12 protein-coding genes are annotated in these 13,177 nt (G+C 54.0%); 10 read left to right on the top strand and 2 right to left on the bottom strand.

What is annotated here, in order from left to right; all coding sequences use genetic code 11:
* Positions 1-107 precede the first annotated feature (107 nt).
* From ACTHTS_RS05750 to waaA, 9 genes are all read left to right on the top strand, one after another.
* Positions 108-671, top strand: coding sequence for a hypoxanthine-guanine phosphoribosyltransferase (locus ACTHTS_RS05750; protein ID WP_440369485.1), 564 nt, complete (start codon positions 108-110; stop codon positions 669-671).
* Between the two features lie 58 nt (positions 672-729).
* Positions 730-1,158 (top strand): PTS sugar transporter subunit IIA, encoded by a 429-nt coding sequence (locus tag ACTHTS_RS05745; RefSeq protein ID WP_049344952.1) that lies wholly within the window; start codon positions 730-732, stop codon positions 1,156-1,158.
* A 49-nt stretch (positions 1,159-1,207) separates the two neighbouring features.
* Positions 1,208-1,477 (top strand): HPr family phosphocarrier protein, encoded by a 270-nt coding sequence (locus ACTHTS_RS05740; RefSeq protein WP_003683718.1) that lies wholly within the window; start codon positions 1,208-1,210, stop codon positions 1,475-1,477.
* Positions 1,477-3,240 (top strand): phosphoenolpyruvate--protein phosphotransferase, encoded by a 1,764-nt coding sequence (gene ptsP / locus ACTHTS_RS05735; protein ID WP_440369484.1) that lies wholly within the window; start codon positions 1,477-1,479, stop codon positions 3,238-3,240. Before ACTHTS_RS05740 ends, ptsP begins: the two co-directional genes overlap by 1 nt.
* Before the next feature lie 516 nt (positions 3,241-3,756).
* Positions 3,757-4,872: an ABC transporter substrate-binding protein gene (locus ACTHTS_RS05730; RefSeq protein WP_188212850.1), complete on the top strand. Its 1,116-nt coding sequence runs from the start codon at positions 3,757-3,759 to the stop codon at positions 4,870-4,872.
* 117 nt (positions 4,873-4,989) lie between these two features.
* A complete protein-coding gene (locus tag ACTHTS_RS05725) occupies positions 4,990-6,036 on the top strand; it encodes a FecCD family ABC transporter permease (RefSeq protein WP_440369483.1) in 1,047 nt (348 codons plus the stop codon).
* A gap of 10 nt (positions 6,037-6,046) precedes the next feature.
* Entirely contained in the window at positions 6,047-6,814 is a 768-nt protein-coding gene (locus ACTHTS_RS05720; protein WP_440369482.1) for an ABC transporter ATP-binding protein, read from the top strand.
* A 160-nt stretch (positions 6,815-6,974) separates the two neighbouring features.
* On the top strand, positions 6,975-7,406 hold the full coding sequence (locus ACTHTS_RS05715; protein WP_070590107.1) for a plastocyanin/azurin family copper-binding protein: 432 nt from the start codon (positions 6,975-6,977) through the stop codon (positions 7,404-7,406).
* Positions 7,407-7,544: 138 nt separating this feature from the next.
* Positions 7,545-8,807 carry a lipid IV(A) 3-deoxy-D-manno-octulosonic acid transferase gene (waaA, locus tag ACTHTS_RS05710; protein WP_440369481.1) on the top strand — a complete coding sequence of 421 codons (1,263 nt, stop codon included), beginning with the start codon at positions 7,545-7,547 and terminating at the stop codon, positions 8,805-8,807.
* A gap of 347 nt (positions 8,808-9,154) precedes the next feature.
* On the opposite strand, the gene ACTHTS_RS05705 is transcribed toward waaA, so the two are convergent.
* Complete coding sequence (locus ACTHTS_RS05705) at positions 9,155-11,164, bottom strand: OPT family oligopeptide transporter (RefSeq protein WP_440369480.1); 2,010 nt, start codon at positions 11,162-11,164, stop codon at positions 9,155-9,157.
* 248 nt (positions 11,165-11,412) lie between these two features.
* On the opposite strand from ACTHTS_RS05705, the gene ACTHTS_RS05700 reads away from it, so the two are divergent.
* The gene (locus tag ACTHTS_RS05700; protein ID WP_440369479.1) at positions 11,413-12,417 is read left to right on the top strand and encodes a quinone-dependent dihydroorotate dehydrogenase; all 1,005 of its coding nucleotides are present in this window, start codon (positions 11,413-11,415) and stop codon (positions 12,415-12,417) included.
* Positions 12,418-12,473: 56 nt separating this feature from the next.
* Here ACTHTS_RS05700 and rnhB read toward each other — a convergent pair whose 3' ends face one another.
* Positions 12,474-13,067, bottom strand: coding sequence for a ribonuclease HII (gene rnhB, locus ACTHTS_RS05695; RefSeq protein WP_440369478.1), 594 nt, complete (start codon positions 13,065-13,067; stop codon positions 12,474-12,476).
* Positions 13,068-13,177 lie beyond the last annotated feature (110 nt).

Raw genomic sequence — 13,177 nt, 5'->3', positions numbered from 1 at the left:
CTGCTCAAATTCCCTTCACTTTCACTACACTATTGCCGCGCCTTATATCGAAAATTGATTGAATCCGCTATATAATTTGTTTTTAACCGCACTCAACACGACCTATCATGACCGACTTAGAAACCAAACGCCTTGACACCCAAGCCATGCTGGACAATGCCGACTTGCTGTTTGGCCAAGAACAATGCCGCGCGGCCTTGCAAAAAGTTGCCGACGACATTACCCGCGACTTGGGCGACAAATACCCCCTGCTCCTGCCTGTAATGGGTGGCGCGGTGGTGTTTACAGGACAGTTATTGCCGCTGTTGCGCTTTCCTTTGGACTTTGACTACGTCCACGTTTCACGCTACGGTGACAAGCTCGCAGGCGGAGCGTTCAACTGGAAACGCATGCCCGACCCCGAGCAAATCAAAGGCCGCCATGTAGTCGTTTTGGACGACATCTTGGATGAAGGTCACACCATGGCCGCCATTCAGGAAAAACTGTTGGAAATGGGCGCAGCAAGCTGCCGTGCGGCCGTGTTTGCCAACAAACTGATCGACAAAGAAAAACCAACCAAAGCCGATTATGTCGGTTTGGACGTGCCCAACCGCTACGTCTTCGGCTACGGTATGGACGCCGCCGGCTGCTGGCGCAACCTCGGCGAAATCTACGCCTTAAACAATAAATAAAACAAAGGCCGTCTGAAAAATCTTCAGACGGCCTCAACCCCAATACTAGGAACACATCATGATAGGTTTGTTAATCATTACACATGAAACCATAGGTGAAGCCTATCGCGGTTTGGCTGACCATTTCTTTCCCAACGGCTTCCCCGAAAATCTCCACATCCTCGGCGTACAGCCCGACGAAGATCAAAACGACATCATCAACAACGCCATCGCCGCGTTGCAGGAATTTCCCGACAACCGCGGCGTGCTGATCATGACCGACATCTTCGGCGCAACCCCGTGCAACGCCGCACGCCGGCTGGTGCGCGAAAACAAATCCGCCATCCTGACCGGCCTCAACGCCCCGATGATGATTAAAGCCATCCAATACTCATCACAAGCCGAAAACCTCTCCGACTTCACCGAAACCGTCAAAGAAGCCGCCATCCGGGGCATTTTCGCCATTACATCCGCACCTGAAGACCTGGTGTGCAAAGAACACGGCTAAGGCCGTCTGAAAACATTCACTTTACGAACATTACATTTAGGGGACATTCATGCTCAAACAAGAAATCGAAATCATCAACAAACTCGGCCTGCACGCGCGCGCCTCCAGCAAATTCACCCAAACCGCCTCCCAATTCCAAAGCGAAGTCTGGGTCACCAAAAACGGCAACCGCGTCAACGGCAAAAGCATCATGGGTCTGATGATGCTGGCCGCCGCCAAAGGCACCGTGATTGAGCTGGAAACAGAAGGCGCAGACGAAGCCGCCGCCATGCAAGCGTTGACCGACCTCATCAACGACTACTTCGGCGAGGGCGAATAATGAGCATCGTCCTACACGGTGTAGCCGCGGGCAAAGGCATTGCCATCGGCCACGCCCACCTCATCACGCGCGGCACAACGGAAGTCCCCCAATACGACATTGATCCCGACAAACTCGATGCCGAAGCTGCACGTTTCGACAACGCCATCAAAGCCACGCGCAAAGAATTGGAACAACTGCGCGGCGCGATTCCCGAAAACGCCCCGACCGAATTGGGCGCATTCATCTCGCTGCACCTGATGCTGCTGACCGACGTTACCCTCTCGCGCGAACCCATCGACATTTTGCGCGAGCAAAAAATCAACGCCGAATGGGCATTGAAACAGCAAAGCGACAAGCTCGCCGCCCAGTTCGACAGCATCGACGACGACTACCTGCGCGAACGCAAACAGGACATGCTCCAAGTCGTCCGCCGCATCCACAACAACCTTGTCGGCCAAAGCAACGAAATCAACCTCGCCGGCAACCTGTTTGACGACACCGTCCTCATCGCGCACGACCTCTCGCCTGCCGATACCGTATTGTTCAAAGAGCAGCACATCACCGCCTTTGTAACCGATGCCGGCGGCCCGACCAGCCACACCGCTATCTTGGGCCGCAGCCTCGACATCCCTTCCGTCATCGGCCTGCACAACGCTCGCAAACTCATCACCGAAAACGAAATCGTCATCGTCGACGGCATCAACGGCGTCCTCATCATCGATCCCGACGAAGTCGTCCTCAACGAATACCGCCGCCTCGCCCGCGAATACCGCAGCCACAAGCGCGAACTCAACAAAATCAAAAAAACCGCCGCCACCACGGCCGACGGCATCAACATTGAGTTGCTCGCCAACATCGAATCCGCCGAAGACATCAAAGCCCTGCACAACTTCGGCGCAGACGGCGTCGGCCTGTTCCGCAGCGAATTCCTCTACCTCAACCGCGACAACATGCCGACCGAAGACGAACAATACGAAGTCTATGCCGGCATCGTCAAAAAACTCAAAGGCAAAAACATCACCATCCGCACCGTCGATTTGGGTGTCGATAAAAATCCGCGCTGGTTCGGCCAAAACAGCACTCCCAACGGCAGCCTCAACCCCGCGCTCGGCCTGACCGGCATCCGCCTGTGCCTCGCCGAGCCGGTCATGTTCCGCACCCAAATGCGCGCCATCCTCCGCGCCGCCGCCCACGGCCCCGTGCGTATGATGTGGCCGATGATTACATCCATTTCCGAAGTGCGCCAATGCCTTATCCATCTGGACACAGCCCAACGCCAGCTGACCGAACGCGGCGAAACCTTCGGCCCGGTCAGCATCGGCTGCATGATTGAAATCCCGTCCGCCGCCATGACCGTCGGCAGCATCCTCAAGCTCGTCGACTTCGTTTCCATCGGCACCAACGACCTGATTCAATACCTCCTGTCGGTCGATCGCGGCGACGACAGCGTCAGCCACCTCTACCAACCCGGCCACCCTGCCGTCCTCAAAACGCTGCAACACATTATCCGCACCGCAAACCGCATGGAAAAAGGCGTGTCCATCTGCGGCGAAATGGCCGGCGATACCGTCTTCACCCGACTGTTGCTCGGCATGGGACTGCGCCGCTTCTCCATGAACCCCAACAACCTGCTTTCGGTTAAAAACATCATCCTGCACAGCCACACCGGCCATCTTGAAAACGACGCCGCCAAAATCCTGCGCTGCGAAGACCCGGAAAAAGCCGAAAAACTGATTAAAATCCTCAACCAAAGCGAACAGGCGGAATCACAGGCCGTCTGAATCTCTAAAAAGGGCGTATTTCGATACACGCCCTTTTTATTCGTCCCCATTTTTAGTTTATGCCCGATTCTCCCTCAAGCCCTCTTCTTCCCTATTTCGCCATTTCAAAAACCAACCTTTTCCACTTTTCCCAAACACTGCTTACAGGCCGTCTGAAAAATATAGGGCGCAAGTGAAATAAAACTTTTATGCCTCCACCAAAGGCCGTCTGAACCCTGATTGCAAGGTTTCAGACGGCCTTGTTTTCAACCGAATACCTTTTATTTTTTTGCAATAAAAAACCCTTTACCGATCCATTCCAGCTACTGCCCACTATGGCTTTAGGTACCCCATATCATTCCTTTTTGCTAGGTCTTCAGTACACCCAAGCCCTATATAAACACTATCCCTTCGTTTTAATGATGAAACTTTTTATTTCAAAATATGTCTATCCCTACATTCACTTGAAAAAATATTCAATACCTTGTAAATTTATAAAAAGATAGTAATTATCATCATATTTTAAAGGAATGATTCATGAGATTTACGCAACTTTCTGCTTTGATTGCCGCCGCCGCTTTATCAGTCGGCTCCGTATCCGCTTTTGCCAAACCCGTTCAGCTGACCGATATCCTCGGCCGTAAGGTAACTGTCGACCTGCCTGCCAAGCGCGTGGTGTTGGGCTTCTACTACCAAGACTACATGGCCATCGGCGGTAAAACCGCGCTGGACAACGTCGTCGGTTTCTCCAAAGCAGTTTGGGCCGACTGGGCGCCGCCAAGCTGGGCGGCATTCAGCAAAGCCGTGCCTAAACTGAATCAGCTGACCGACGTGGGCGAAGTGGAAGTCGGCACTTTCTCGATTGAGAAAGTATTGGCGCTGAAACCCGATTTGCTGGTTTTGGCCGAATGGCAATACAAGGCTTTGGGTTCCGATCTCGACCGCATCAACAAAGCCGGCATCCCCATCGTCGTGTTGGACTACAACGCGCAAACAGTGGCCAAACACGTTCAATCGACCAAGCTCATCGGCACGCTGACCGGCCAGCAGCAAAAAGCCGACAAACTGGCGGCAGACTACAAACGCGTTGCCGACACCATCCAAGCGCGCGTGAAAAAAGCCAACCTGCCCAAGCCTAAAGTCTATATCGAGTTCGGCAACAAAGGCCCTGCCGAACACAGCGTTACCTTCGGCAAGAGCATGTGGGGTTCGATGGCGACACTGGTCGGCGGCAACAATATCGCCGCTTCTTCGGTCGAATTCTACGGCCCGATCAATCCTGAAAAAGTCCTCGCCGCCAAACCCGACGTGATCGTGATTACCGGCCGCGAAACCGAATTGAAGAAAAACCCTGCCGCCATGGTGATGGGCTGGGGCATTCCAAAAGCCGAAGCGGAAAAACGCTTGGCAGGCTTTGCCAAACGCGCCGGCTGGGCAAACCTGCCTGCGATTAAAAATAACCGCCTCTACGCCGCCTACCACGCTAACTCGCGCACGCTGTCCGACAGCGCATCGATTCAGTTTATGGCCAAAGCGATTTATCCGCAGTTGTTTAAGGATTTCAACCCTGAGAAGACCTATCTGGACTTCTACCGCCAAAACCTGCCTGTTGTACCAAATGGTACGTTCTACCTCTATCCGAAAGGACAATAAGGTAGTTTAGATTTTCAGACGGCCTTTTAAATAGGAAGGCCGTCTGAAATTTTTGCGGAAGAAAAAGGCAAACCTGTTTCTCCCCTTTCACAACACTCTTTTTTAAAGGTTTGAAACATGAATGATTCGGTTGTCGCCGAGATTGTGAAAAACCAGCGCAAGTTGGAAGGCAAGCGTTGGTTGATTGTGTTGATGTTTTTAGTCATCGCGGCGGTCAGTTTCCTATTCGACATCGCCACCGGCCCTGCGATGACGGACACGCTGCCCGTCGGCGAAGTGGTCAATGTTTTGCTGGGCAAACCCGAAGTCGATGAAATGAACCGCCTGATTGTGATGGATTTGCGCCTGCCGATTGCGGTGATGGCCTTGGTGGTCGGCGCGGCTTTAGGTGTCGGCGGTGCGGAAATTCAAACGCTCCTGAACAACCCGATGGCCAGCCCTTATACGCTGGGCTTGGCGGCGGCGGCGGGTTTGGGCGCGTCGGCGGTGATTGCGTTCGGTGGTTTCGGGCTGCCTGAAACGGTCGCCGTTCCCATCGGTGCGTTTGTGATGACCATGCTGGCTTCGGGCATCTTGTTTCTGTTTGCCTCGGCACGCCGCTTCAACTCGGCGATGTTGGTGCTGGTGGGGATTGCGCTGTTGTTCCTGTTTCAGTCGATTTTATCGCTGATTCAATTTATCGCCGCGCCTGAGATTTCGCAGCAGATTCTGTTTTGGCTGTTCGGCAGCCTGACCAAGGCGACTTGGGAAACAGTCATCGTTACGGCGGCGGTTACGGCGGTATGCGTGTTTCTGCTTTCGCGCGATGTGTGGAAGCTGACTGCGCTGCGCTTGGGCGAAGAACGCGCCGTCGGGCTGGGCATCAATCTGCAATTTTTTCGCCTGAAAACGCTGGTGTTGGTGGCGGTAATGACGGCGACGGCCATCAGTTTTGTCGGCGTCATCGGCTTTATCGGCCTGGTTGCCCCACATGTGGCGCGGATTCTTTTGGGCGAAGACCAGCGTTTCTTCCTACCCGGCGCGATGCTGGCGGGGGCGGCGTTTTTGTCGGTGGCGAGCGTGTTGTCCAAGGTGATTATCCCGGGCGCGCTGTTTCCGGTGGGGATTGTTACGTCGTTTGTCGGCGTGCCGTTCTTCTTCTGGATTGTATTAACGAAACGATAGGCCGTCTGAAATGTTGAAACTTGAAAACGTATACATCCGGCGCGGCGATTATGTGGTCGCCGACAATATCGATTTGACGCTGGAACAAGGCAAAGTCTATTCCGTGCTCGGCCCCAACGGTACGGGCAAATCCTCGCTGATGAAAACGATTTTCGGCGAAGTCGCGCACAAAGGCACCATCCGCTACGGCGACGAAGTGTTGAGCAAAATCCACCTGCAAAGCTGGCGCAAACGCATAGGCTATATGCCACAGGACACCGCCGCCGAAGCCTCGCTGACCGCGCTGGAAGTCGTGTTGCTCGGCCGCATGGACGCGCTGCACATGCACGTCGGCGACGAGCTACTGCACGAAGCCGCAAGTATCATGGCGGAGCTGGGCATCGGCCATCTGGCCCACCGCGACGTCATGCGGCTTTCCGGCGGACAGCGGCAGCTTGTGATGTTTGCCCAAGTCATGCTGCGCCGTCCCGAAATCCTGATGCTGGACGAACCGGTCAGCGCGCTGGATATGCACCACCAGTTGAACCTCTTGGAGCGCGTGGTGCAATACACGCACGAACACAATCTGGTTACGCTGATGGTCTTGCACGATTTGAGCCTCGCCGCGCAGTTTTCAGACGGCGTGATTCTGCTCGGCGAAGGCAAAGTACAGGCGCAGGGCGCGCCGCAGGACGTGTTACAGGCGGACATGATCGGCAGATTGTACAAAGTGGACATCGAGCTTTTGTACGACAGCAAAGGCCTGCCCGTTATCCGCCCGATGCGGAAGAGTGCGTAACTTAACCGCTCCTGCAAATGTCGGATTTGAGCATCCGGCCTGCAAACTCCCTAACCCTCTCCTGCGGGAGAGGGTTAGGGAGAGGGCGGTAAGCCCAAGGCTTGCCTCTCCGACTCATCAGCCCGCCCCATATTTTTTATCCTTAGAAAGGACTTTCTCCATGAAAAAATCCCTCTTCCTCCTGATGCTGACCGCTTCCCTTAGCGCATACGCCGCCAACCACGAAGTCAAAATGCTCGACAACGGCAAAGACGGCAGCATGGTGTTCGAACCCGGCTACGTCAACGCCAAAGTCGGCGATACTGTTACCTTCAAAGCCGCCAACAGCGGCCACTGGGTACAAAGCAAAGCCCTGCCCGACGGCGTTGCCGACTTCCTCTCCGAAGACGGTAAAGACTTCACCCTCAAACTCGACAAAGAAGGCGTGTATGTCTATACCTGCCCGCCACACCGCATGATGAACATGAGCGGCGTGATTCAGGTCGGCAAACCGGTGAACAAAGCCAAAGCGCAAGCCGTTGTCGATGAAATGGAAAACCGCGCCATGCAGAGCAAAGGCCGTCTGAAAAAATACATGGCGCAAGTGAAGTAAACGCGTTTATGCCTGCATCAAAGGCCGTCTGAAACCTTTCAGACGGCCTGTTTCCTTTGCGTAAAACACGCATCAAAGCTATATCTTCCGTTTCAGTTTCCGATAAAATAGGCCTATTCCGACACAAGACCCGTAAGCATGATACGCCGCCTTTACGCCACGCTGTGGCACCTCGCCCCCTTCCTGATCCGCCGCCACCTGCGCCGCCGCGCCCTCAAATCCCCAGCCTATCTCGAGCATTGGGGCGAGCGTTTCGGGCAGGCGTATCCCAATCCCGTACAACGCCCGATTTGGATACACGCCGTATCCGTCGGTGAAACGCGTGCGGCCGAACCTTTAGTCCAGGCATTGCGCCGCCATTTTCCCGACTCGCCGTTTTTGATTACCCAAATGACGCCGACCGGACGCGCCACCGCGCAATCCCTGTTCCCCGATGCGCAATGCCGTTACCTGCCCTACGACAAATCCGAATGGGTCGCTCGATTTTTAGCCGAACACCGCCCCATCTGCGGCATTTTGATGGAAACCGAAATCTGGCCTAACCTGATGCACGGCTGCCAAGAAGCAGGCATTCCCCTCTTTTTGGCCAACGCGCGCCTCTCCGAAAAATCCCAACGCGGCTACCTCAAAATCCGCAAGCTGGTCGAGCCTGCCATGCAGACCCTCTCCGGCTGCTTTGCCCAAACCGCCGCCGATGCCGAACGCCTGCACCTCATCGGCGCATCCAACGTCCACGTCTGCGGCAACACCAAATACGACATCGCGCCCCCCGACGACCTGCGTCCACTTGCCGCCGCCTTTAAAGAACGCATCGGCGCACGAGCCGTCGTCGTCTGCGCCAGCACGCGCGTGTACAAAGGCACAGACGAAGCCGAGCTGCTCCTCAAAGCATGGCAGGGCTACCGCGGCAATGCCTTGCTGGTCATCGTCCCGCGCCACCCTGAAAATTTTCAGACGGCCTACGATACCGCCAAATCGCTTGGTTATACCGTGCAAAAACGCAGCGACGGACAACCCGTTTCCCCCGATACACAGGTTTGGATAGGCGACAGCATGGGCGAACTTGCCGCCTACTACCTCAGCGCAGACATTGCCTTCGTCGGCGGCAGCCTCGTTGATGCCGGCTGCCAAAACATCATCGAACCCATCTCCTGCCGCGTCCCCACCCTCTTCGGCTACTCCAACTACAACTTTGCCCAAGCCTGCAAAGGTGCAGTCGAAGCCAAAGCCGCCGTCCGCGTCGAAACCGCCGAAGCCTGGTACAGAACCACGTGCCAATATCTCGACGACGAAACGCTGCGCCAACAGCTGATCAGCCACACCGAACAATTCATTTCGCAACACCAAGGCGCCAGTGCCAAAATTGCCAAAGCGATTGCAGATTGTTTGAATCAGCGTTAAACAATAAAAAACCGCCCGTTCATGACAAACAGGCGGAAACTGAAAAACAGTTTTTTGTTTTCAGCCGTTTAATTGACTAAGAGCAGGAACAGGGTTAAGATAATCCTAACGACTGTCCGCAGTCTCAGCCATGAACGACCCGTGCGAGTGGTATGTTTCATGATTGAAACCATCCTTTCTAGGGCGGTTTCAGCACAAAGCCCCACTGCCATGGGGCTTTTTTGCTACCAGCCCCGCAATAATTATACCCAACCTTCCTAAAATCATTCCAAACAAATTTCCACTAAAAAGGCCGTCTTAAACCCCAATTTTTTGGGTTTCAGACGGCCTTTTCTCAACCTACAAACTTAACGTCCTGCTTTCAATACGCGGCGTGCAAACACGAACATACCGAAAACAAAAAACGCCAAGCCCAGCAATTTGGCGGCCGTATCCCAGTTTTCCAAGTTCAGGGCCAAAGGCGCATCCGAACCGCCGTTGGTTACGGAGAAGGCAATGATAAACGCCATAATCACACCGATCAGACTCTCGCCGACAATCAAACCGGCGGAGAACAGCGTACCGATACGTTCCGCATTTTTCAGACGGCCTTCACGGTTTTCTTGACGGCTGGCGATGACGGATTTCAACACCGCCGCCAATACCGCACCAATCACAATCGGCATATTCACAGACGGCGGCAAGTAAATGCCCATGCCCACGGCCAATACCGGCAAAGCACGCTTGCCGCCGGAGGATTTGCGCAATGTGAAATCGACCGCAATCAACGCCACGCCGATGGCCACGCCGGTGAAAATATAATCCCATTGCAGATTGTGCGAGAAAATACCTTGGGCGATGGTGGTCATCAAAGTTGCCTGAGGCGCAGCAAGGGCTTGGGCAGCATCCATGCCTTCACGCGGCATCGCGCCGGTAAAGCCGTAGGCTTCATACAAAAGCTCCAACACAGGCGAAATCACCAATGCACCGACAACGCAGCCGACAATCAACGCAACCTGCTGTTTCCAAGGCGTCGCTTTGACCAGATAACCCGTTTTCAAATCCTGCAGGTTGTCATTGGAAATCGAAGCCACACAAATCACAGACGCGCCGCAAAACAGCGTCAACGCCAGCAGGAATTTGCGGTTTGCCTCATCAGCCATCAAGCCGCCGGATTCGCCGACCAGCAGCAACACCAGCGAAATAATGACGATAGAGACGATGCCCACACCCGAAATCGGGCTGGAAGACGAACCGACCAAACCGGCCATATAACCGCAAGCCGCGGCCACCAAAAAGCCGATAATCGAAGCCAGCAGCGTACATACAACCACCAACAGCCAAGCCAAACCGCCGGAGATATGCGAGTCGCCGATAAAGTGGAAGAAAGACACGCCCAACACCAGCATCATCGCCAACACCCAGGCAATCATCGCCTTAGGCGACAAATCCTGTTCCGTGCGCTCGGTCATCTGCGCACCGCCGAAATTGCGGAAAGACAGGCGCATACCCTCGACCATCGGTTTCATCAAAGTCAACAGCGTCCAAATAGCCGCGATACCAATCGTACCCGCGCCGATAAAACGGACTTTTTCCTTCCACAAAGACATCGCAAAAGGAATCATCTCCATATCGGCAGGTTGCGGAATATGCGCCGACAAATAAGGCACGGCCACGCCCCAGGCGATCGAAATACCCAGCAAAATCGCGATACCGCCGGTCAGGCCGACCAAATAGCCCGCGCCCAGCAAAGCCAAAGAAAAGCCCATCGGCACTTGGAACACCGAAGCACCGCCTTTAAACCAAAAGCTCGCGCTGTCCGCCACCACGCGCAAACCGCTTGCGCAAAAGCTCATCAAACCGGCCAATGCGCCGCCCGACACCAATTCCTTGATACCGCTGCCGCCTTCCTGTTGGTCCGCATCATGGTCGCCGACCTTCAAAATCTCAGCCGCCGCCACGCCTTCCGGATAAGGCAAATCGCTCTTCACCACCATCGCATAACGCAAAGGCACAGTGAAAATCACGCCCAAAATACCGCCGGACATACACAGCAGCGTAGTCTGCCAAAACGGAAAGCCCGCCCAATAACCGGCCATCAGCAAACCCGGCAAAATAAAAATAATACTGGAGAGCGTACCCGCGGCCGAAGCCTGGGTCTGCACCATATTATTTTCCAGAATATTGCTGCCTTTAAAAAACTTCAAAACCGCCATCGAAATCACCGCAGCCGGAATCGAAGACGCAAAAGTCAAGCCCACCTTCAAGCCCAAATACACATTGGATGCCGTAAAAATCACCGTAATCAACGCGCCGAGTATCATCCCCCGCAGCGTCAGTTCACGGAAACTCGCATAAGGATCAACCGCCTGTTTCATAAAAATCTTCCTGTATCAGGTAAACAATCAAATCAAAACTTTTCAGACGGCCTTTTGATACATCCATCAGGCCGTCTGAAAAGCCTCTCTCTTACCATTTTAATGAACTATCCGATTACACGCAAAAGCCCTATTTATTTTCATTTGACGCCAAACAATAAAATCATATCGATACAGACGTTTGGGGCAGTTTGACGGTTTCAGGTAAAATAACGCCAAATTCATCAACCGTTCAGAAAGCCGCCGCCATGTATTCACTCGTCCGCCCCATCCTGTTCCGTTTCGATGCAGAAAAGGCCCATCATTTCACGCTCAACAGTTTGCGTTCTATCGAAAAACTCGGCCTGCTGCCCAAAGTGGACAGCCACACTCGGCCAACCGAGCTGATGGGTTTGCAGCTGCCCAATCCGGTCGGCTTGGCGGCAGGTTTGGACAAAAACGGCGAGTGTATCGATGCGTTTGCCGCTTTGGGTTTCGGCTTTGTCGAAATCGGCACGGTAACGCCCAAGCCGCAGCCGGGCAATCCGCAGCCGCGCCTTTTCCGCGTTCCCGAACACCAAGGCATCATCAACCGCATGGGTTTCAACAACCACGGCATCGACGCGATGATCCGCAACATTGAAAACAGCCGCTTTAAAGGCATTTTAGGCATCAACATCGGTAAAAATGCCGTTACGCCGATTGAAAACGCGGCCGACGATTATCTGATTTGCTTGGAAAAAGCCTACGCCCACGCAAGCTACATCACGGTCAATATTTCCTCCCCCAATACGAAAAACCTGCGCGCCTTGCAGGGCGGCGACGAGTTGAGCGCATTGTTGGAGGCCTTAAAAAACAAACAGGCGCAACTGGCGGCCGCGCATGGCAAATATGTGCCGCTGGCGGTCAAAATCGCGCCGGATTTGGACGAAGCGCAAATCGACGACATCGCCCATGTGGTCAAATCCGTAGAAATGGACGGCATCATCGCCACCAACACGACCATCGACAAATCAAGCTTGGGCAGCCATCCGCTCGCAGGCGAACAAGGCGGCTTGAGCGGCTTGCCCGTACGCGAGAAAAGCAATCAGGTGTTGAAACTTTTGGCGGAACGCATTGACGGCAAGCTGCCAATTATCGGCGTCGGCGGCATCATGAACGGCGCGGACGCGGCAGAAAAAATCCGCTTGGGTGCCAGTGCGGTTCAGGTGTACAGCGGTTTGATTTATCGCGGCCCTGAATTGATTAAAGAGTGTTTGGCTACGTTGAAATAATACTTTTCCAAAAACAAAGCCGTCTGAAATCTTTCAGACGGCCTTTTGCTATGCTTTCATTCTTCAAACAGATTGCCTTGTGCCAATAAGGTTTTGACCGGTGCGAAATCGCGGCGGTGTTCCGGCAATACGCCGTATTGTTTCAATGCGGCCAAATGTTGCGCCGTGCCATAACCTTTGTGGCGGTCAAACCCGTATTGTGGGTAGCGTTTCGCCAATTCATACATTTCCGCATCACGCGCGGTTTTGGCCAAAACCGAAGCGGCGGAAATCTCGATGATTTTGCTGTCGCCTTTGACCACGGCTTCGGCAGGGACATTCAAATCTTTCGGCACGCGGTTGCCGTCTATCCACACTTTGTCGGGAGTGACCGACAGCCCCTCGACTGCTCGCTTCATCGCTGCCATGGTTGCGTGCAGGATGTTCAGTTGCAGGATTTCGTCGGGGTCGGCAAAGGCAATATTCCACGCAACCGCCTGTTCCTTAATCATCTGCGCCAACATATCGCGCTTTTTTTCGCTCAGTTTTTTTGAATCGGTCAAACCCGGCAAATCAAAATGTTCCGGCAAAATCACTGCCGCCGCAAATACGCTGCCGACCAAAGGGCCGCGTCCCGCTTCGTCCACGCCTGCGCTTAAAATCGTTGCCATTTCTTCACCGCCTATCTGATTCAAAGCCGCCATTATATCCGCTTGCGGCAGAGAAATTCTGCAATAGGACAAACCGTTTGGGAGCAGTTCAAATTTCATCTGCTTTACCA

The organism is Neisseria sp. P0019.S003, from assembly GCF_051957115.1.
Lineage (GTDB): Bacteria > Pseudomonadota > Gammaproteobacteria > Burkholderiales > Neisseriaceae > Neisseria > Neisseria flavescens_D.
This window is presented reverse-complemented; position numbering and strand designations above follow the sequence as displayed.